The organism is Enterococcus sp. AMC1086 (genome assembly GCF_058216575.1).
In genome coordinates, this window is record NZ_CM177100.1 from 2,013,430 (window position 1) to 2,035,245 (window position 21,816).

The following is a 21,816-nucleotide window of genomic DNA, read 5'->3' on the forward strand; positions in this document are numbered from 1 at the left end:
GCACTGAAAACTCAGCGCACTTCGCCATGAGTCTTCACATTCGTTGAGTTTTGGCACTATACAACGTAAAAAGCCTAAGCTTTTAGCTACCTTAAGAAAAGCCTTAATTCGACAGTTCCTGTTCTACCCATTGGCGTCTCTCGACATTTTTGGGCAGTAGCCTATGTTTGTATAGGAGCCTCACCTAACAAGAAGAATTACATCATCAGTTTAATGAATTATTATTTTTTTTGATAGACAAAAAAAGGAATAACGGTATAAGAATAAACAGATAGCCTATTGACTCATCTTTTTTTATGATGACTTTACGAACGAAGATTTAAACTTCGTTTGTAGAAAATCCAACCTTCTTTTTACAAAAAACTTAGCCTTAAAGAATCCGAATAAACGATAGAAGCAGAAGTAACTCCTTCGAAAATAAGTTGAAATTCACAAAAAGGAATAGCATTATAAGTAAATCGGAATGGCTTAGGTTCATCTTCAAGATTATAATAAATATGAATAAACGCTTATATGCCAACCTCAACATATAAGCGATCGTTCGTCATTTTATCAGAAGGTAATATTCTGATAGAAGCCTCTTCAATTGGTCTGCTACCAATTAAAGAGGCTCTTTTCCTGATTAATCTATAATAATTTATACCTGTTTGGAAAGTTCAATAATATACTATTAATTTTTTATATATTTTTTCTAAAAAAGAACTATTTTAACTAAAATTATTTTATCTTGTATATGATTAGAGTTTTTTTCACTCAAGTGAAGGAGATGAACGAATGAAATTAAAACATCTAGATTATTTTTTAGCATTATGTAAATACAAAAATTTCACAAGAACCTCAGAGGAATTAGGTATTTCTCAACCTTATTTGAGTACTCATATTCGTGAATTAGAATTAGAACTAAACGCTCGATTGATAACAAGAGGCCACAATACCAATGAATTAACGCCAGAAGGACTTGTTTTAAAAACAAGAGGAGAAACGATTTTTCAGGAATTTGAAATGGCTATTAAAGAAATAAACTTACTGGTTCATACTGGAGAGACTGCAAAGATTAAAATTGGGACTAATTTAGCTGACACTGATTATTTGATTGCTAAATTACTAACAGAATTCCGGAACTATTACCCGACTGTTTCACTTGAGTACAGCTATTACGAAAATTTAGAAGATGCGCTTGAAAAAAACGAAATAGATATCGCAATTGGTATTCTATCTGAAACAAACACGAAAATAATAAGTGATTTGATATTCTCTGAATCCTATGTCGTCTTTACGAGTAATAACAATCCACTGGCCCATTTGAATGAAATATCAGCCGATCATTTGAAGCAAATTCCTTTGATAAACTATTCGAAACAGATTTACGAAAAAAAAATAATCAGTTCATGGATTGAAACGAACTATCCACAACTTAAGGATAATCGATATTATGAACTCCCTTCGACAATTTCAATATTAAACTTAGTCGATCAGGATTTTGGGGTAACATTCCTCCCATACTCGCTAACAGAATCGCTTCCTCGTTATTTGAATGTTGCTTCTGTTGAAATGCTTGAAGCACCCTTTAGAAATATTTCTATCGGCTATTCTAGAAATACATCACTGTCAAAGACACACAAACATCTAATTGAACAGCTTCAATATATCTTTTAATTTGCCTTTTGAAAGGAGTCAATGGTCATGGAATTAACGCATCTGAACTATTTTTTATCTCTCTGCGAAGAAAAACAATTCACGAGAGCTAGTAATAAGTTGAATATTTCGCAAGCTGCTCTAAGTAAGCAAATAAAAAATCTTGAAGACGAAATTGGAACAGCTTTATTTTTTAGAAACAGTGGAGAATGTCAACTTACACCTGCTGGAAAAATATTAGAAGCGCATTGTTGGCGTATCAAACAAGAAATATCTTATATTTGTGAAGAAATTAATGATCTTTCTACCACAAAAAAAACTGCAACGCCAACCTTAAATGTTGCTCTTTTTTTAAATGATCTAGAATTTAAATTAATGGATATTCTTTCTTCTTTATTTCGTGAGTATGAAGAGTTGAAAGTAAATACCATAATTTCAGATAACATCTTCAAGTCACTGGAAACAATGGAATGCGATATTGGAATTGGTCCTTCTGTAAAAAAAGTTCCCTCTGAAATAAATGAACTAATTATTTATTCAAATGAATACAATATTATTGTGCGAAAAGGACATCCAGTCTTAAACAATAAAACACTTACTTTGGACTTATTCGACAACTATCCTTTTGTTTTTTTCAAAGAAAATTTTCTTGAAACAAAAACTATTTATGATTGGATGGCAATAAATCTTCCGAAAAGATCTCAAGAATATGATATTCAAGTTGATACGACTGAATTGATTCTTTACATTGTAAACAATACGGACACATTTTCTATCGTTCCACAATATTTGGAATCTCATTTAGATGATTTCAATCTTACATCCATCAACCATGAAACCCTCCCAATTAGAGCGATGTCTATTTATTATCTTAAAAATAAATACATGAACCCTCAGCTAAAACAAGTGTTGTCTTCATTTACCAATACTTCATTTTAATGACTACTACAAACAAATCAAAAAAACTCTAAATATAGACGGAAATTCATAAAAATCTAGATAATAGTTTTTATAAATTTCCGCATACTCCTCAAAGCTAAACACTGTTTTCAACTAATTAGTCAGAAATTTAAGGGATTATTATTTTAAAAAACGAATTTGTGTTGCTTAATTATAATCTGTAGTTAGATTGTTTATTCCTAAAGCCTCCATCTTCTTAAACTCGCTTTGTGGAACACCCCATAAATTAACAGACAATCCTTTACTTTGCGCTTTAGCTATCAGATCTGCTCGATCAACAACACGATCATATTTGATATCTAAACCAGCATTTTCACCTAAAGTGCTTACTTGATCAATCATTTGCTCATCTAAAGTAGTCGCTAAAAACTGAACTTGAGTATCTGGAAGACGTTTTTTCATTTCAATCAAATTGGGATAATCAAATGAGATTATTACTGCCGTATTCGCCATACCATATGCACTAATTAAATTTGCTAGACTATCGTAATCACTTGATTCAAGGTTTTTGGCTTTGATCTCAATAAAAGGGATACTTTTTTTATTATTTATAATCGTTAGAAAGTCTTCTAACGTAGGAATCACTAATTGATCTTCTGAATAATTTTGCTTATTAGCTCCTTGATCGATGTGAAATGAGTTTATTTGAGCTAATGTCAGATCCTTTATTTTTCCTTTACCATTGGTCATTCGATCAATCGTTTTATCATGCATAATGACCCATTGCTTATCTTTCGTCAGCCAAATATCGGTTTCAATTCCCCAGCTATCGGATTGTTGAAAGGCAGGGATAGAGTTTTCAGGTGCAACTTTGTGATTGCCACGATGTGCGACATAGCTTATATCATCCATCATTTCATTAATTTCACTATTATCCGCAGAAATGTATCCTTCAGTTGTACGGTAGATTTTGTTTTCTGAATTAAAAGCGATACCCTTTACGTAAGCTATACTATTCGCTGGTAATTGCTTAGTAACTTTTGACAAGGTTCTATCCTGAAAAAGGGTTGTTTCTTGCATGATACGAATCCGAACAGGACGACTAAGATCAATTGCTACTGTGCTCTCTTCTCCTTTGGCTATTAATCCGTTCGTTGCAGTTAATTCTGAATTCACATGATAAACACCATTATTAAAATCAAAATCTTCGTAATCAATATGAACGTTATAGGTGTTATCCATTTGTCGAATTCCTTCATATATTTTTTTATCGCTTTGATCCTCTTTGAGCCAAACAGAGACTTGGACTTTTTCAATCGTTGCCACACTTTTCGTTTTGATGTTTACATCAAATTGACCTTTCCCCACTTTAGAACGATCAATTTCAGCTTCTATAGTTGGCTGTTCCACGATGAATTCACCAAACTCAACAAGCTCCGTTTTTCCATTTTCTTTTGTGATCAAAAGTTTAATTTGATACCGTCCAACTTCTTGATGATTTTTTACGATAATATCCGATTCCCAAGTATCACTTTCAGGCTGATAAACACCTTGATAAAGCTTTATATCGTTTTGCCCGTTTAATTCACCAAAGGTTGCAAATTCAACTTTTTTTATATGTTTCACGCTAGATAGATTTGCCTTTACTCGATAAACAGTCTGTTTATTGTCTTTATTTATTAAATGAAAAACTGGACGAGGTACAGGATATTTGATCCCCATATTTTGCACTACAGAATCAATCATATGTTCTGAAAATTCCCCTTTCACTTGACTTCCATCCATTAACGTTTTATGTTTTTTTTGAAAATCGATTGTAACTAAGTCTAATTTTACCGATAAAAAATGATAACCATCATAGGAAGAGTTCGTATTATCCTGATAATCAATGTGGATAGAAAACCAAATAAAGGAAGAAATTCCACCTAAAATAACTACTATAAACAAAATCAAAAAACGAAATAGCTTTGTTTTTCTTTTCTGGTTTTCCTTTTTCTCCATAGATTTCCCCTTAAGCTAAATTACTTTTTCTTAACTATCCTATTTATAGTATAACAATTTATTTTTATTTAATGTGGAAAAGTCTACCTTTTACCTTTATTTTAAGATTGAAAGTAAAAATCGTATAAACAGTAGACGAAAATCCATCTGTTTATACGATTCATTAACGATTACTTAGTTTCACTGGAATCTGAAAACCAGTTTAACGAGTCTTTTTCAAAAAATAATCGGCTGTATCTTGTTCGTCTTGTTTTAGCTGAACGATCAAATTTTCTGCTCCATCAAACTTGATTTGGTCGCGCAAATAATGATTCCAAGATACGGTTACTTGTTCACCGTAAATATCTTGATGGAAATCTAAGATGTAGACTTCCACTGTCAACTCGCGACCCTCACCAAAAGTATCATTGTGACCGATCGAGCCCATACCAACATGCCATTTTTCTCCTACTTGGATTTTGACAGCGTAAACTCCTACTCTAGGCAGACGAACAGTACTCTTCACTTTAATATTAGCAGTAGGAAATCCTAATAAACGTCCTCTGGCATCACCATGTACAACTGTTCCGTCAGTTTCATAGACATAACCGAGTAATTCAGTAACTTCTTCCATTCTTCCTTGTTCCATCAAATCACGAATTCTTGTAGAACTGATTTTTGCGCCAGCTAATTCTTCTTTACTTACCGTTACGACTTCAAATCGATCGTTGGCATACTCAGGTAAATGAGCAACATCTGCAATTTCTTTAGGACCATAAGTATAATCAAAACCAGAAACTGCAACCGCTGCATGAAGTCCGACAATATATTGATCCACAAATTCTTGTGGCGCTAAGTGAGCAAAAGCAGAAGTAAATTCGATCACATACAAAATATCTACACCTAAGTTAGCCATCAACCGTTCTTTTTGTTCCAAACTGTTCAAATATTTCATATTTTCAGGTAAAACTTTTTGAAAAACAATGGACGGATGCTGATTAAATGTCATTACTGCTAGTTTCAAGCCTTTTTCTATTGCAATTTTTTTACCTGTTTCAATCACTTTTTGATGTCCACGATGAACACCATCAAAAAAGCCTAATACCATCACAACATCATCTTCTGGGATCTGCTCCGAATTATAAGGATGTCGAATTGGAATAATTTGCATCATAAAACTTCTTTCTATTAATTATTTCGTAATACTTTACTGGGTTTTAATACATTAGGTTTAGTTGGATGAGCCATATATAAGCTCACAACTTGATCTTGATAGAATAATGCGACTAAGTCTTGCGGCATCTCCTTTAAAGTCAATTCAGCTGGACTTAAGCGAACACCATTTTTGACTTTTTGATAAAGCTCATCTGCTAAATCAATGCGCTGAAATTGTTCGATAGCTGTTTCGATTGGTAATAGCGTTTCGTTGATTTCATTTTGCGCCATTTTTTCTGCAACTTGTTCTAACGTCAAGCATTGTTCAGCTGTTAAGCCACCGCTTGCCGTACGTGTTAAGTCAGACATATGAGCCGGCACTCCTAAAGCAAGGCCTGTGTCTACAGATAACGTTCTAACGTAAGTTCCTTTACCGCAAATAACTTTAAAACGCCACCGTTGTGTTCCCTTTGCTTCATCAAAAACAGAATCACTCGTGCGTTCAAAAGAATAAATCGTCGCCTGTCTCTCTGGGCGGTCAACTTCTTCACCGTTTCTGGCATATTCATAAAGACGTTTGCCATTAACTTTAACCGCTGAAAACATTGGTGGAATTTGTGTGATAACACCTGTCATCGTCTGCATAGCATCATCGATTTCTTTATTTGAAAAAGCTTTAGACAGAACTACTTTCTCTACTATTTCTCCACTAACATCTTCTGTTGTCGTAGAAAAGCCAAGTGTGATTTCTCCTTCGTATGTCTTACCAGAATCAACCATATATTCAATGACTTTCGTCCCTTTACCGATACAAATAGGTAAAACCCCAGATACATCAGGATCTAAAGTACCGCCGTGACCAACTTTTTTCGTATGTAAAATTTTCCTTAGTTTGAAAACACAGTCATGGCTGGTCATGCCCGCTTCTTTCCATAAAGGTAAAATACCGTCCATTTATTCGTTCCTCCAAAATTTAAATATCAACTGATTTATTATAGCATAGAAGCAGATAGGAATTCATTTTTTTAAAACTCATTTTGATCGATAATAAATTAAACAAAAAAATAGCTACTAGGAATGAACGATTACAACCACAGATAAAAAGTGTGAAACAAAACGAGTAAAAAGTTTTGTTTCACACTAGTATCGTTAATGTAAATTGGATGCCATTAAGTATTATTTTATGCAGAGTGACCCACAATTACACCGCCAGCATATCCAAATCCAACACGTGTCATGCCAGGATTCAACTCCCAATCTCGGTGACCTGTACCAGATGGTGAGTCCATGTTCGTCTCATTATACCAAGCCATGATGACAGAATTACCTGGAGCAAACAAGAAGGCAATCACTTCATCTCCTCTATTCCAATGATCTGCTGGTACTTGGTAATCTTGCATGATCGACGCACGACCACTTGCTGCAGCTGCAAGTCCTGCATCCCAACTCACTGGATTCAAGCCATGAGCTGCTCGTAAAGAATTTAGCGCTTGAAACGTTGCATCACCAGAAGTAACCGGTGGAGTTACTGGATCATCAGGTTTTTCTGACGGACCAGTGCTTCCTTGATTATTTCCATTCTTTCCCGTGTCAGGTTCATTCGTCGATTGATTTGTTTCATTAGTATTAGAAGGTGCCGCAGTATCCTCCGTAGTATTTTCGCTTTGAGCAGTTGTTTTTTGCTCATTTGCAGTATCTGTCTTAGCCGTCTCGGCTTTTTTTACTTCTTTTTTCTTTGCTTCATTTGCAAGCTGAACTTTTAATGCTTCTTGCTGTTCTTTTAATAGTTTATTTTTTGAACTTTCAGCACCTGATGTTTCAGAATCAACTTCTGCTTTTAAAACATTCAAATCTGCTTGTTTGGCAACCAGATTTTCTTTTTCTTTTTCAAGCTGAACCTCGGCCTTTTCTACATTAGCTAAATTCGTTTGGATATCTGTCTTTTTACTTTCAACAAGAGCTTTGTCTTCTTTTTGTTGTTTAACTAAATCATTATTTGCTGTCATAATTGAGGAAATTGCTTGTACTCTTCCGACTGCATCCGTAATAGATTCTGAATTTAAAATCATATCCAGAATTTGAGTTCCTTGTCCATTGACTTGAACATTTCTTCCTTGTTTTTGAATTGCTTCAGTTCTTTTATTAATTCGCACATCTAACGCTGCGATGTCTTTTTTTAATTGCTCAGATTTTTGTACTAAGGCTGTCTTTTGTTTGTTTAGAGCAATTCCATCATCAAAAATAGACGAAATTTCTTCCTCCAACGAAGTAATTTGCGCTGCTACTCCTTTTTGTTTTTCTTTTAATGCTGTAATTTCTTTGTCTTGTTGTTCTATTTTTTTATCAGTTGTTTCAGCTAATGAACTCATTGGTACTATTGTTCCTGTAACTGTGATCATACTAACTATTAATAATGACAAACTCTTTTTCTTCACTATTAACCCTCCACTTTCTTCAACAGTATCTTTGATAAATCTTATACTCTAAATAATACCATACATTTCATTTATTAGATCGATAAAAGTGTTACAGTTCATTTCAATATAGTTACAAAAATAATTTTATTACAAAAAATAAGTGAAAAAGAGGCCAATACTTAAACACTTCTGTCCCAACCTCGAAGTCCCAACGTATTTCACTATAAACCTTAAAATAGGAAAATAGAGGGTAAACTCGTCTGTCGATGAGCTTACCCTCTAATCTTAGTATGTTTTAGTTAATCAAGTTTTCTATTCACCCTGATTTAATTTGCGGATCAAGTCATCAATATGGTTTCCATATTGAACAGATTCATCTTTTTCAAAAATCAGTTCTGGCGTTTTGTAAAGCGTCAAACGTTGCCCTAATTCTTTACGAATCAACCCTTTTGCTTTATCCAATCCTTGTTGCGCTTTTTGTTGATCAGAAGCTAGATCAGATAACAAACTATAGTAAATAGTCGCTTGCTGCAAATCTCCAGTTACTCGAACATCTGTAATTGTAATATCTTGCACACGTGGGTCTCTTACACGTTTTCTCAATATATCATTGATTTCACGCATAACTTCTTGACCTACTCGGCGGTCACGATAATTTGCCATACTGTTTCTCCTTCTTTCTTACTTTATTTAATATTATTGTTTGATTTCTTCCATAACAAAACCTTCAATTACGTCGTCAACTTTAAGGTCATTGAAGTTTTCAACCATCGCACCACATTCAAAGCCAAGTTTAACTTCTTTAGCATCGTCTTTGAAGCGTTTCAAGCTAGATAGTTTGCCTTCAAAGATAACGATTCCGTCACGAATCACACGAACGCCACTATCACGACGAATAGAACCTTCTGTTACGTAACACCCTGCGATTGTTCCAACTTTAGATACTTTATAAAGTTCACGAACCGTCATTTGACCCGTAATTTTTTCCTCAAATTCAGGATCAAGCATCCCTTTCATCGCTGTTTCGATTTCTTCGATTGCTTTGTAGATGATACGGTGTAGACGAATATCAACTTCTTCTTGATCTGCTTGTTGTTTCGCTTGAGGTGTAGGACGAACATTAAACCCAATGATGATCGCATTACTTGCTGCGGCAAGTGTCACATCACTTTCGTTGATTGCCCCAACAGCCGAATGAACGATTTTCACACGAACGCCAGCAACTTCGATTTTTTGCAAGCTTGCAGCAAGAGCTTCCGCCGTTCCTTGTACATCTGCTTTGATGATTACATTGACATCTTTCAATTCGCCTTCTTTTAGGCTTTCGAATAAGTTGTCTAATGTTACGCGATTATTTGATGAACGTTGTTCAAGCTGCGCACGTTTGCCACGTTCTTCACCTGCTTGACGAGCTGTTTTTTCATCTTCAAAGACAACGAAACGATCGCCTGCTTGTGGTACATCATTTAATCCAGTAATCTCAACTGGTGTTGCTGGACCAACCGCTTTATCACGGCGCCCGATATCATTTGTCATAACACGAACACGTCCAAATGTGTTCCCAACAACGATCGGATCTCCAACTTTTAGAGAACCTTGTTGTACAAGTAAAGTTGCAACAGGACCTTTCCCTTTGTCTAAACGGGCTTCGATCACTGTACCAATTGCACGTTGAGTTGGATCAGCTTTCAAATCTTCTACTTCTGCAATTAGAAGAATATTTTCTAATAATTCTTCAATGTTTTGGTTAAACTTAGCTGAAATATTTACAAAGATTGTATCTCCGCCCCATTCTTCTGGGATCAAGCCATGTTCACTTAATTCTTGTTTTACGTGGTCAGGATTCGCTCCTGGTTTATCTACTTTATTGACCGCTACAATAATTGGCACTTCAGCAGCCTTGGCATGATTGATTGCTTCAACCGTTTGCGGCATAACACCATCATCTGCTGCAACGACTAAAATAGTGATATCTGTGATACCAGCTCCACGAGCACGCATACTTGTAAAAGCAGCATGTCCTGGTGTATCTAAGAATGTAATTGGTTTACCATCGATATCGATTTGATATGCACCGATATGCTGAGTAATACCACCAGCTTCACCAGACGTTACGCGTGAATTACGTAACGTATCAAGCAATGTTGTTTTACCATGGTCAACGTGTCCCATGATCGTTACAACGGGTGGACGTGTTACAAGGTTTTCTTCAACTAATGCTTCTGGTTCGAAGAATTTATCGATATCAGCAACATCGATTTGGACTTTCTCTTGCGGTTCCATACCGTAATCTACTGCCAGTAATTCAATTGTTTCTTTATCTAATGATTGGTTTTGGTTGACCATAACACCCATCATAAATAATTTTTTGATGATTTCAGCTGGCTCACGGTGAATTTTCTTCGCGATATCTGCTACGTTCATTCCTTCTGTATATTCTAATACATCTGGCAATTCACGGAATTTACGTGCTGGAACTGCTGGTTTTGTTGATTCTTGGTATTTACCTTTTTTACCTTTTTTGTTGAATCTGTTGCGGTTTTGGTTATTATAACCATTGCGGTTACGATTTTGACCGCCTCCACCGAAACTATTGTTACGATTCCCAGTATTCGTATTGTTACGATTTTGATTTCCTTGGGTATTATTAGTATTTTGTCCTTGTTGCGGACGGTTTTGCTGTCCAGATTGCGCAGCTGGACGATTTTGGTTGGTATTTTGTGTGTTGCGGTTTTGGTTGGTACTTTGAGTACCACCTTGTGTATTGCGATTTTGATTGTTTTGTTGTCCTGCTTGTGCTGGACGGTTTTGATTTTGATTGTTTTGTTGCGGACGGTTTTGCTGTCCTTGATTTGAACGGTTTTGAGTCATATTTTGGCTGCTTCCTTGCATGTTTCGATTTTGGTTGTTACGGTTTTGATTATTTTGTTGTCCTTGTGCTGGACGATTTTGATTGTTTTGTTGCTGTGGTCGATTTTGGTTTTGGTTTGGTCTATTTCCATTTTGGTTAGCTGGTTTTGGATTTGCTGGTTTTGTTTGCCCGTGACCACTCGGTGCTTGTGGTTTTGCGGCAGTTTTTTGTTGTGCATTTACAGGTTTATTGCCTCCAAATGAGTTACGAAGTTTGGATTCGTCCTCAGAGGAAATTGCGCCCATGTGATTTTTCACATCCATACCTAAAGCATGTGCTTTTTCGACAACATCTTTACTTGATTGATTGATTTCTTTTGCTAGTTCGTAAATTCTTTTTTTCCCCATGCAATCACCTTCCTAACCTTTGATTAGTTCCTTGAACTTCGTCGCAAAGCCCTGATCATTGATTCCGATCACCATACGTGTTCTGCCGATCGCTTGACTTAACTCTGAATGTAAAAACGACTCATTGCAAGAAACGTTGTAATAGGAACATTTGTCCCTAATTTTTTTTCTTGTATTCTCACTAGCATCGGAAGCGACAAAAACGAATTTTGCTTTATTGCTCCGGATATCACCGATGGTCAATTCTTCACCGGTCACTAGTTTTCCAGCTCTCATAGCCAAACCTAGTAAATTTAATATTTTTTCTTTATTCATTGCCAAACAACTCTTTACGTGCTTTTTGATGTTCAACATAGTCTAATAATTCTTGGTAAAAAACATCTGTCAATTTCGTTTCCAACACACGGTCTAAAATATGTTTATTCCAAGCTTCCTTTACTTCTTTTGGCTCAAGTGAAACATACGCTCCGCGTCCCGGCATTTTCCCTGTTGGGTCGATCGCCACTTCGCCTTCTTTAGAACGCGTGATCCGAACTAGTTCTTTTTTAGGTTTCATTTCACCAGAAACAACAGATTTGCGCATCGGGATTTTTCTTTTTTTCATTTTATTCCCTCCAAATCGTTAGACTTGTTCTTCGTCTTCTACTGTCTCTTCTTCAAACTCAACGTTTTCGTAATCATCAGCTGTCATGTCAGATAAAACGATTGCTTCATCGTGCGCCTCTTCAAGTGTCTCTTGATTTTCTGCAGCTTCTGCATAGTAAGCTTCCATTTCAGATTCTGGTTTGATGTCGATTTTAAAACCAGTCAATTTAGCAGCTAGACGTGCGTTTTGACCTCTTTTGCCAATAGCTAGAGATAACTGATAATCTGGAACGACTACAGTACAAGCTTTGTTGTTGTTTGGATCAAAAATAACGTCCACGACTTGGGCAGGATTCAATGCGTTGCTGATGAATACTGCTGGGTCTTCACTCCACTCAACGATATCCATGTTTTCGCCTTTTAATTCGTTCACGATCGCTTGTACACGTTGACCTTTTGGCCCTACACATGTTCCGACAGGATCGATATTCGGATCTGATGAACGAACAGAGACTTTCGAACGATCACCAGCTTCACGGGCAATGCTCACAATCTCCACAATTCCATCATACACTTCTGGGATTTCTTGTTCAAATAATCGCTTCAATAAGTCTGGATGGCTACGGCTAACAAAAACTTGCGGCCCTTTTGAAGTGTTCTCAACTTTTGAAACGTAGACTTTAATACGGTCATGAGGTTGATAAAATTCATTTGGCATTTGATCTTGCTTAGATAAAACAGCTTCGATCTTTCCTAAGTTTACATAGATGTAGCGGCGGTCTTGTCTTTCAACAATTCCTTGCATGATATCATTCTCATAAGCACTGAACTCGTTATAGATAATGTTTCTTTCAGCTTCACGAACACGTTGCAAAATAACTTGCTTTGCCGTTTGCGCTGCGATTCGACCGAAATCTTTTGGTGTGACCTCAAAACGAATTTTATCGCCCATCTCATAAGCTTTGTTGACTTCCATCGCTTCTTTTAAGGACACTTCAAGTTGTGAATCAAAGACTTCTTCTGTCACTTCTTTTACAGCATAAACATGGATGTTGCCTTTTTTACCATCAAATTCTACTTCAACGTTTTGGGCTTGCCCATAATGTCTTTTATATGCGGAAACTAAAGCTGCTTCCAATGCGTCAATCACAATCTCTTTAGAAATACCTTTTTCAGCTTCTAATGCATCTAGTGCATTTAACATTTCTTTGCTCATTTTTTTATCATTTCCTCCTACTGTCTAAATGAAAGGTGAACGGAGCTGGTCAACCTTTTGTCGGTCGATTCTTACAACTCGCGATAAGCTTTTGCTTGATCGTTTTACTTCGTTTAAAACTGAATTGCTAAACGAGCTTTTGCAATGTTATTTCGTTCGAATGTATAATCTTTTACTCTTGTTTTGATTTTGACTGTCAAGGTCAACTGATCTTTATCGATTGTTTTTAAGATACCTTCAAATTGTTTTTCACCATCGAACATTTGATAAAGTGAAACATGAATGTATTCTCCAACTGCTTTTTCATAGTCGCTTTCTTTCTTCAACGGACGTTCAGCTCCCGGAGAGGATACTTCCAAAAAGTACGCTTGAGGAATCGGATCAGGATCCATAGAATCAAGTTTTTCGTCTAGCTGTTCACTAACAAGTGCACAGTCTAAAATATCGATACCGCCTTCTTTATCAATAAAAACGCGGAGAAACCAGTCTCTTCCTTCCTTGACAAACTCTACTTCTACAAGTTCAAAATTTTGTTTTTCTAAGATTGGTGTGACTAACTCGGTAACAGTTTCCACAACACTACTCAAAATTTTCGCCTCCTTCGAGATTTATGTAACGTACTAGATCATAGAAAAGCGAAACGCTGGCTCAACCAGCTAGACCATAGAAAAACGAGAAAAATCAACGTTTTTTTCTATTTTCTTCCTATGTTACTCCATTAAAAAGAGTGAGCAGAAATCCGCTCACTCAAACTAGTATCATTACTTATAATGTATTCTAACACATATTTTCTGAAAACTCAACTTTACGTCATTAGAAAGCCATTTATCAGCAATTATCTTTATCCAAAGAAACATGCTTCACTTTTTTACCTATTTGTTTTACTATTGATAAGAAAAGTTGAAAGGAGCATCGTTATGTCTCAAATACAAGTAATCAAAGTAACAAAAGAAACGATGAAAAAAATGCAGACCTTTTATGAAAAAAATCGTTTAAACAAAACAGTTCCTTACTCTGAATTTGTTGCCAGAATTGGAAATACGACAATTACAGCTTATACCTCTGGAAAAGTGGTTTTTCAAGGTTCGGATGCTGAAAAAATAGCAGCAAACTGGGGCAGTTCACTTAATACGAATAAAAAAACTAGTTCATCCTCAAAAAAAACAACAACTTTACCTGCTAATTTCAGTAAGCTTTCGGTCTTAGGCAGTGATGAAGTGGGCAATGGTAGTTATTTTGGCCCCGTTACTGTTTGTGCAGCATATGTCGATAAAAGCATGGTCGAAAAGTTGAAAGCTCTTGGCGTAAGAGATTCTAAGGAATTGACCGATCCTCAAATCATCCAGCTTTCTAAAGTGATCAAAGAATTGATTCCTTATAAACTACTAATTGTCGAACCAGAAAAATACAATCAGATCCAACCTAAATACAACGCTGTCCATATGAAAGTCGCCTTACATAATCAAGCGATCCACTTATTATTACGTGACATCGAACCAATCAAACCAGAGGCAATCCTGATCGACCAATTTACACCAGAAACGAATTATAAAAAATATGTACGAAGTGAAAAAAATCAGGTCAGCGAAACGTTATTCTTTATTACGAAAGGCGAACAATATCATGTTGCAGTCGCAGCAGCTTCAATCATCAGCCGGGCAGCCTTTTTAGAAGAATTAGATAAAGAATCTGCAGAATTGGGCATGAAAGTACCGTCTGGTGCAGGAGCGACTTCTGACATGGTAGCCGCTAAAGTAATCGCTAAAGGTGGATTGGACTTACTAAGCAAATATGTAAAACTTCATTTTGCCAATACAGAAAAAGCGAAAAAAATTGCTGCAAAATAATAAAAAAGAAGATGTTACGAGACGCTTTGATTTTTTCCAGCTTCGAATTTCAAATTAAAAGACGATATAAAAGTGCTTAGTTCTTTCTTATTTTTGAGAGCTAAGCACTTTTTTGTCTACCTGTTTTTTATTATTCAGCTTCTTGAATTTCTTTAGCTAAATCAGTATAATCGATTGCTGCATGAATAAACGTGTCATCGTTTTCAGGAAAATGTTGCATCAATGTGTCCATCGGCTCGATTTCGATCGTTCCTTTTTCTAATTCAAATGCTATCAAATGACCCCCGAATGTTTGCTCATCGTCTATAAAGTGCAGATGAAAATCTGCTGCTGCAACGCCTTGAAACAACTCTGGCGTGAAAAAACCAACGATAGTTCCTGTACTATTTTTTTTACTAAATTCAGGTTGTTCCTTAGATGCTTCAACTAATCTTTTATATGGTTTTTCTTGTTTAGCCATTGCTCGAATACAGACGTTTTTAAACAGCCCGTGTATTTTGATTGCGTGAAAAAGATTTTCACTTTTCAAGTGTTTACGAATCAGCTTAATGATTTGTGCGCTATTTGCTTCACTAGTCACAGGTATAGAAAAAGATGGTCTAAACATTGTCACTGCGGCATATGGGGTCTTTTGTTTCTCATCTAGATCGATCAAAGCCCCATCTTCTCTTCCTTGATAGGCTTTTCCATTTAAAATGATCAATTCTCCATCTAAATCTGATAAAGTACCAATCCCAAAATCCCCTTTTTTTAAAATGTTAGCGATTGTCTCAGTCCCATCCATCAAACCTGCCATTAATGCACCCAACGTTCCATGCTGATATAAGACTGCTTCTTCTGTCATTGTTATCCCCTTTCTAGTAAAACTGATCTTGTAAAATCGTTTTATAAGCATTTCACTCTCTTTTTAATCGATTGAGATTACAATCATAGTTAAAATTTCTGCATATCTCACAAAATCGGCTGGCAAAAATTCATATCAGAAATACGATGCTTCAGTACTTAGTAAATTTATCTCTATTCGCTTCAAAAATGTAACTAGATTGACCATTTATCAACTTTTTTCACCATAATTCCAGCACCTTTTCTGCTTTTTTCCACGTTGTGTCACATTCATTTTGAAAACAGATTACAATACGTTTCATCACCCACAAAAATAGAATATTCGTAAAAAATTTAAATAAAAATTCTATCTTTTTGATACAGTTTTCAAATCTGTATTATTTTTTATTATAGCACGCCTACTATTTTTTTGTTTACTCATTTGTCTGACAGCCATAAGCGAAGATTTAGTTGAAACAATCGTCCCACTATTCTTCATTTCTATTAACTTTTTTCTTTATATTTAAGAAAGAGTAAAGAATATAGATAGATGTATTTTTTTGGCATATTCCCTTTTTGTAGCGTGAAACCTCTAGACGATGGGATTTCTAGTTTAAAATAAAAAAAATCATTATAAAAAAAGCATATTATAAAAAAATTAATATTTATCTCATTGACTTCACTAGAGATATTTACTATATTTAAGACGATCTGAATAACTTGTTAGGTGAGGCTCCTATGGAAACACAGGCTACTGCTCAAAAATGTCGAAAGACAGGAATGGGTAGGACAGGAATTGTCGAATTAAGGCTTTTCACAAAGTAGCTAAAAGCTCTGCTTTTTACGTTTCATAGTGCTAAAACTCAACGATGAGAATGATAAAAGGCTCTTTTTTGTGCTGAAATCAATCCCCTTCGCTGAGTTATTCTAAGCGGAGGGTTTTTGTTTTTGTAAATAATGTTGACAGGATTTTTACTCTTTAAAGGCGGAGAGACAAATCAAAGAAGGACTGTTTTCTTCATTTTATTTTATCGATCGTGAAGATTCTTCTTTTATTTGGTGCATGTTGTTATCCATTATTTTTTAGTCAAAATACCCTTTTTATCCCCCATCTAAATCAATTCCTAATGCCAAGCTTTATTTGATGATCAATTAAAATGATTAGCGAGGAATAAAAATGAAAACAGGAATGAAATTTTTAGTTTGTATACTTCTTTTGGTTCTCTTGATTATTATAGGAGTCGGCAGTTATACAGCAATCAGCTTTCATAATGGGAAAAAAATGGCTCAATCACAGGTAAACAAGAACAAGAATAATGATTTTTCTGGTGATCAGCAGACGAATATGAAAGAAATCACGATTATGATCATAGGTGATGACGGTCGAGAAGATGATGAAGATGGGGGACGCGCTGATACCTTAATGGTCGCCCACTATAACAGTGAAACAAAGCAACCCAAATTAATATCAATTATGAGAGATTCTTATGTTTCAATACCGGGACATGGTTTAGAAAAAATCAATGCAGCCTATGCATATGGTGGAGCAGAATTAACGAGAAAAGTGCTTAATGACTCGTTTGGATTACCAATCAATTATTATATTTCAGCTGATTTTAATAATTTTATCCAACTGATCAATGAACTGTATCCAAAAGGCGTTGAAATCGATGCAGAAAAAGAGATCAATTTAGACAATGTCGATATAAAAAAAGGCAAGCAAATCATGGATGGCAACACATTGTTACAATATGCTCGTTTTCGAATGGACGAAGAGGGCGATTTTGGTCGCGTAAGAAGACAGCAACAAGTCATGGATGCTTTGGCTAAACAGTCCAAAGATGCTTTACCTCTCACACAGCTGCCAAAAATTGCTGGTGAAGCTGTTGGCTATTTGGATACAAATATACCCACTAATGTGCTTATAGACTTAGCAAAAGATTTTCTTAAAGGGAATGTAAAAAATCTTGAAACATTATCTGTACCAGTTAAAGGGAGCTGGGCATTTAATGACTACACTGATGCTGGAAGTGTATTGGAAGTCGATGAGAAACTGAATGAAGAAGCGATTCATAAATTCTTGAATGATGGAGAAAGTCAATGAAACAAGTAAAGAGATTATCCAAACTTCATTACTTAGATTTTTATATTTTAATCCCTTATTTTATCTTATGTATCGTAGGCATATTAATGGTCTATAGTTCCAGCTCTTACCAATTATTAGACAGTGATCTTGGAACTTCTAGTAAAGCAATCAAACAAATGATCTCTTTTATTTTTAGTTTAGTTTGCATGAGTATTGTGTATCGAATTAATTTGTCTGTTCTTCGTAAACCTAAAATCATGTATTTTATATTGGCCCTTACTTTCCTTTCCATCATTGCCTTGCCGTTCATTGGAACGACAGTTGGTGGCGCAAAACGTTGGATCAACTTAGGCGTACTTTTATTTCAACCTTCTGAGTTAGTTCCTTTAGTCATGATTTTATACTTGGCTGCAAACTTATCAAAAAATGATACCTTGGTTCCCTTTACGTTTAAAGACCATAAGCGATCGCTATTAGTCTCACTTTGCTTTATCCTTTTTGTCGCATTACAACCAAATATCGCAGGCGCTTCAATGATTTTCATACTTGTACTAGCCTTATTTTTATTTAGCGGTCTGTCTCCATTATTTACGTCACTGGCTTTAGTTGGCTTCATTGCGGCGAAACGGTTAGGAACTGTTCTTTTATTGTCGATTCCCACTAATTGGATGCCTCAAAAATTCAGCTATTTGGTGACAAGATTCGAAGTAATGCAAAATCCTTTCATCGACCCAACAGGGAAAGGATTCCAAACATCAAATGCTTACTATGCAATGCATAATGGCGGTTTTTGGGGATTAGGATTAGGAAATAGTATTCAGAAAAAAGGATTTCTTCCTGCCGCTGATACAGATTTCATCTTTGCAATTTGTATAGAAGAATTAGGATTGATTCTTTCTATCGGTATCTTATTTGCCGTTTTCTTTATTGTTGCTCGTTTATTCTTACTTGCAATAAAATCAAAAAATCTTTACTACTCTTATCTCTACCTCGGTTGTGGTATGTTGCTTTTACTTCAAGTATCTGTAAATGTGGGCAGCCTGTTGGGTTACATTCCGATGACTGGACTTACCTTCCCTTTCATCAGCTATGGAGGTTCTAGTTTGTTAATACTAAGTATTACTTTAGGCATCGCTCTTAATGCACGCGCAACTGAGATCAGAGAAACTTATGAGCCGCAAGGAGGGATTTCATGAGAAAAGCATTACCTGCAAAAAGTGAACCAGTAAACTATGCCCTCCTCTTACCTGTTTTTCTTTTGATAATTATAGGATTTGTTGCACAGTATGGTGCTTTTCATGCTGATCCTGCTGTAGAATCCGTTATGCCTTTATTGAAAAAACAATTTTTATGGACTCTTTTAGGATTAGCGACAATGTTCACCACGATGTTTATTCCTATAAAATATTTATGGAAATTTACGCCAACGCTATATGGTTTATCCCTTTTTTTGATGGGATTACTGGTAAAATTTCACGATCCCGTTATGGCGGCTGCTACAGGAACAAAACGTTGGATTCGGCTGGGACCATTTTCATTTCAACCCTCTGAATTTATGAAACTTGGCTATATTTTGATGTTGGCCTATATTGTCACAAGAAGAAGACAACGCTCTGAAAGTCCATCAACTTTAAAAGAAGATTTTCGTTTATTGGGTGAATTATCCCTTGTCAGCCTTCCTGTCTTCGGATTGATGTTTTATCAAAAAGATTTTGGAACAAGTTTAGTTTTTATTTCGATTTTCCTTGGGGTAATACTTGTATCTGGCTGTTCTTGGAAAATTTTGACGGTTGGTTTCGGGACTTTAGGTGTGCTTGGCGTCAGTGGTATTTTATTGGTTTTAACAGAGCGAGGACAAAAAATACTTACCTATCTTCATTTTCAACCCTACCAATTCAATCGCATCCATGCTTGGCTTAATCCTTTTGAATATGCAGATTCGATTTCGTTTCAACAAGCAAGAGGTTTGACCGCAATCGGTTCTGGTGAAATGGTTGGACAAGGTCTGACAAATCTACAAGTCTATGTGCCTGTTCGAGAGTCAGATATGATTTTTACTGTAATTGGTGAAGCTTTCGGTTTTGTCGGGACCTGCGCATTGATTCTTTTGTTTTTTTACTTAATTTATCAAATGTTGATTTGTACATTAAATGCAAAACGTGAATTTTATGCCTATATTACGACTGGTGTGATCATGTATTTCTTGTTTCATATCCTTGAAAATATAGGGTCTAATATTGGATTGCTTCCATTGACGGGCATTCCTTTGCCTTTTATCAGTCAAGGTGGTACAGCTTATTTAGCTAATTTTATTGGCGTTGGGCTGATTCTTTCGATGTATTACCAGAAAGAAAAAGACTAGAGTATTCTTTTATTCATATTATGATCGGATTTGGACAGAAGTATTTAACCGTTAAAGTTATTAGGACTTCGCTTCTGTTCCCACCGTTTATCTGAAATCCATGTGAGTGAGATGTAACTGAAACAGTTATGTCCCACTCACATTATTTATAGAGTGAGCTTGTTATTAAAAAATTTTATAGAATAAATATATGATTAAAATGCACGTCCCCGTATTGTAAAGCTGTCAAAACTACAGCCAAAAGAACTCTTTTCTTATTTGGTCTTGTTTGCTCGATAGATGTGTAAATTAATCGAATTAATTGAAGACTATAAATAGCCAGCGCAATAAATAAAATAGCAGGAGTTTTTACTGAAAAGAAGTAATTCAAGACACAGTAACTAGCTTGTGTTATTAATCCAACATAGAGCCAGCTGATTTCTTTCGACTTTGACACTGCTAACACCCCATTTTTTAAAGTAAATTTAGCATAAAAAAAGACGATTGATTTTATAAAACACTAAACTTGATGCCTACACTAGACCGAGACAAGCATATATAGACTATCTAACAAGGAACAGACTTTTTCTACCACATATCCTAATATAGAGCCGAAATAAAACTGATCTGTGGTTTTGTTTCGGGCTCTTCAAATCCAGAATCTTTCATTATTTATCTCCCCAATCTTTTCAATAAAGAAAAAATAAATACTAAGAAATTCGAAACAAATGCTGGATCAGGAAAAATGATCAATGATCTGATTCTTTAGATTTAAGCTTTTTCTTGCGGACCTCTTTCGCCAATTTCTCAATGATAAATATCGCTGGGATTTGAGTGGTAACATCAGATTGGTCTATTTTTTCAATAGAAATATAATAAGGAATATTTATATCTGCTAAGCGAGCAATTGTTGATTTACTGTTATTTGTAACGGAAATTATTGAACTATCTGATAAATTTAAATGATTCAGGTACGTAATTATTTCATTTGTTTCGCCAGATACAGATAAAGCAATAATACACATTTTTTTTGCAAGTGTACTACTCAAATAATTAATAGGATAATTATTGGGATCTTCTATGCGAATAGCCATATTGAATAAAGAAGAAAAATACAACGCACCATACTCGGCTACTATATTAGATGTACCAATACCAATAAAAATAACCAATTCTTTTTCAAGTAATAATTCTACTGATTCATCTATTTTATTTTTAAAAAAATTATCACTGGAACGAGTGATAAAGGTTATCAACTCTTCTTCTAACTCCGTATTATTCGTAGGTACACTCCCTTCTTTTGATGAACGAACGTATGCTTGTAAACGTATTTTAAATTCTGAGTAGCCTGAGGTTTTAAATTTTTTGCAAAACCTTAAAATACTTGCTGTACTTGTATGCGTATTATCTGCCAGTTCCCGTATAGACATTTTGTTCAACTCATCGAGATGTGAAATTACATATTTGTAAATAATTATATCTGTATCATTCAATACAGGGGTTTCCTCTAAAAATAACATATTATCTCCTTTGAATTTTAACAACGTTTTAGTATATATAAGCTTATATAAACA

19 protein-coding genes and 2 riboswitches are annotated in these 21,816 nt (G+C 35.3%); of the genes, 6 read left to right on the forward strand and 13 right to left on the reverse strand.

All coding sequences use genetic code 11. The features are described 5' to 3' along the window. Positions 1-28: 28 nt before the first annotated feature. A riboswitch (M-box (ykoK) riboswitch) is annotated at positions 29-199 on the reverse strand. 575 nt (positions 200-774) lie between these two features. Beyond that, positions 775-1,656, forward strand: coding sequence for a LysR family transcriptional regulator (locus AC4BC4_RS09510; RefSeq protein WP_490475521.1), 882 nt, complete (start codon positions 775-777; stop codon positions 1,654-1,656). A gap of 27 nt (positions 1,657-1,683) precedes the next feature. Beyond that, the gene (locus AC4BC4_RS09515) at positions 1,684-2,574 is read left to right on the forward strand and encodes a LysR family transcriptional regulator (protein WP_490475522.1); all 891 of its coding nucleotides are present in this window, start codon (positions 1,684-1,686) and stop codon (positions 2,572-2,574) included. Positions 2,575-2,742: 168 nt separating this feature from the next. Here the strand turns inward: AC4BC4_RS09515 and AC4BC4_RS09520 are convergent, their stop codons facing one another. The 10 genes from AC4BC4_RS09520 to rimP all read right to left on the reverse strand — a co-directional run bounded on the left by AC4BC4_RS09520 (position 2,743) and on the right by rimP (position 13,733). Continuing rightward, positions 2,743-4,536 carry a glycerophosphodiester phosphodiesterase family protein gene (locus tag AC4BC4_RS09520; protein WP_490475523.1) on the reverse strand — a complete coding sequence of 598 codons (1,794 nt, stop codon included), beginning with the start codon at positions 4,534-4,536 and terminating at the stop codon, positions 2,743-2,745. Between the two features lie 202 nt (positions 4,537-4,738). Beyond that, entirely contained in the window at positions 4,739-5,686 is a 948-nt protein-coding gene (gene ribF / locus AC4BC4_RS09525) for a riboflavin biosynthesis protein RibF (protein ID WP_490477367.1), read from the reverse strand. 17 nt (positions 5,687-5,703) lie between these two features. Then, a complete protein-coding gene (gene truB, locus AC4BC4_RS09530; RefSeq protein ID WP_490475524.1) occupies positions 5,704-6,624 on the reverse strand; it encodes a tRNA pseudouridine(55) synthase TruB in 921 nt (306 codons plus the stop codon). 227 nt (positions 6,625-6,851) lie between these two features. Then, positions 6,852-8,105 (reverse strand): coiled-coil domain-containing protein, encoded by a 1,254-nt coding sequence (locus AC4BC4_RS09535; protein WP_490475525.1) that lies wholly within the window; start codon positions 8,103-8,105, stop codon positions 6,852-6,854. A gap of 294 nt (positions 8,106-8,399) precedes the next feature. Then, complete coding sequence (rbfA, locus tag AC4BC4_RS09540; RefSeq protein ID WP_438756560.1) at positions 8,400-8,750, reverse strand: 30S ribosome-binding factor RbfA; 351 nt, start codon at positions 8,748-8,750, stop codon at positions 8,400-8,402. 33 nt (positions 8,751-8,783) lie between these two features. Next, a complete protein-coding gene (gene infB, locus AC4BC4_RS09545) occupies positions 8,784-11,345 on the reverse strand; it encodes a translation initiation factor IF-2 (protein WP_490475526.1) in 2,562 nt (853 codons plus the stop codon). A gap of 12 nt (positions 11,346-11,357) precedes the next feature. Further along, the gene (locus AC4BC4_RS09550) at positions 11,358-11,660 is read right to left on the reverse strand and encodes a YlxQ-related RNA-binding protein (protein ID WP_438758806.1); all 303 of its coding nucleotides are present in this window, start codon (positions 11,658-11,660) and stop codon (positions 11,358-11,360) included. After that, positions 11,653-11,949, reverse strand: a complete 297-nt coding sequence (rnpM, locus tag AC4BC4_RS09555) for an RNase P modulator RnpM (protein WP_490475527.1) — start codon at positions 11,947-11,949, stop codon at positions 11,653-11,655. The genes AC4BC4_RS09550 and rnpM overlap by 8 nt, the downstream gene beginning before the upstream one ends. A gap of 18 nt (positions 11,950-11,967) precedes the next feature. Further along, the gene (gene nusA, locus AC4BC4_RS09560) at positions 11,968-13,146 is read right to left on the reverse strand and encodes a transcription termination factor NusA (protein ID WP_438756563.1); all 1,179 of its coding nucleotides are present in this window, start codon (positions 13,144-13,146) and stop codon (positions 11,968-11,970) included. A 113-nt stretch (positions 13,147-13,259) separates the two neighbouring features. Further along, positions 13,260-13,733, reverse strand: a complete 474-nt coding sequence (gene rimP, locus AC4BC4_RS09565) for a ribosome maturation factor RimP (protein WP_438756564.1) — start codon at positions 13,731-13,733, stop codon at positions 13,260-13,262. Positions 13,734-14,063: 330 nt separating this feature from the next. Here rimP and rnhC point away from each other — a divergent pair, with 330 nt between their 5' ends. Then, complete coding sequence (rnhC, locus tag AC4BC4_RS09570; RefSeq protein ID WP_490475528.1) at positions 14,064-14,993, forward strand: ribonuclease HIII; 930 nt, start codon at positions 14,064-14,066, stop codon at positions 14,991-14,993. A 130-nt stretch (positions 14,994-15,123) separates the two neighbouring features. Here the strand turns inward: rnhC and budA are convergent, their stop codons facing one another. Then, complete coding sequence (gene budA, locus AC4BC4_RS09575) at positions 15,124-15,837, reverse strand: acetolactate decarboxylase (protein WP_490475529.1); 714 nt, start codon at positions 15,835-15,837, stop codon at positions 15,124-15,126. Between the two features lie 690 nt (positions 15,838-16,527). After that, a riboswitch (M-box (ykoK) riboswitch) is annotated at positions 16,528-16,697 on the forward strand. Positions 16,698-16,992: 295 nt separating this feature from the next. Between budA and AC4BC4_RS09580 the strand changes: the two genes are divergently transcribed. The 3 genes from AC4BC4_RS09580 to AC4BC4_RS09590 are packed head-to-tail and all read left to right on the forward strand — an operon-like array spanning position 16,993 to position 20,263. Continuing rightward, complete coding sequence (locus tag AC4BC4_RS09580; protein WP_490475530.1) at positions 16,993-17,919, forward strand: LCP family protein; 927 nt, start codon at positions 16,993-16,995, stop codon at positions 17,917-17,919. Next, entirely contained in the window at positions 17,916-19,097 is a 1,182-nt protein-coding gene (locus AC4BC4_RS09585) for an FtsW/RodA/SpoVE family cell cycle protein (protein WP_490475531.1), read from the forward strand. The genes AC4BC4_RS09580 and AC4BC4_RS09585 overlap by 4 nt, the downstream gene beginning before the upstream one ends. Further along, entirely contained in the window at positions 19,094-20,263 is a 1,170-nt protein-coding gene (locus AC4BC4_RS09590) for an FtsW/RodA/SpoVE family cell cycle protein (protein WP_490475532.1), read from the forward strand. Before AC4BC4_RS09585 ends, AC4BC4_RS09590 begins: the two co-directional genes overlap by 4 nt. Positions 20,264-20,438: 175 nt before the next feature. Here AC4BC4_RS09590 and AC4BC4_RS09595 read toward each other — a convergent pair whose 3' ends face one another. Together AC4BC4_RS09595 and AC4BC4_RS09600 are read right to left on the reverse strand one after the other, a co-directional pair. Beyond that, the gene (locus AC4BC4_RS09595; protein WP_490475533.1) at positions 20,439-20,699 is read right to left on the reverse strand and encodes a hypothetical protein; all 261 of its coding nucleotides are present in this window, start codon (positions 20,697-20,699) and stop codon (positions 20,439-20,441) included. A gap of 292 nt (positions 20,700-20,991) precedes the next feature. After that, complete coding sequence (locus tag AC4BC4_RS09600; protein WP_490475534.1) at positions 20,992-21,762, reverse strand: MurR/RpiR family transcriptional regulator; 771 nt, start codon at positions 21,760-21,762, stop codon at positions 20,992-20,994. Positions 21,763-21,816: the final 54 nt, after the last annotated feature.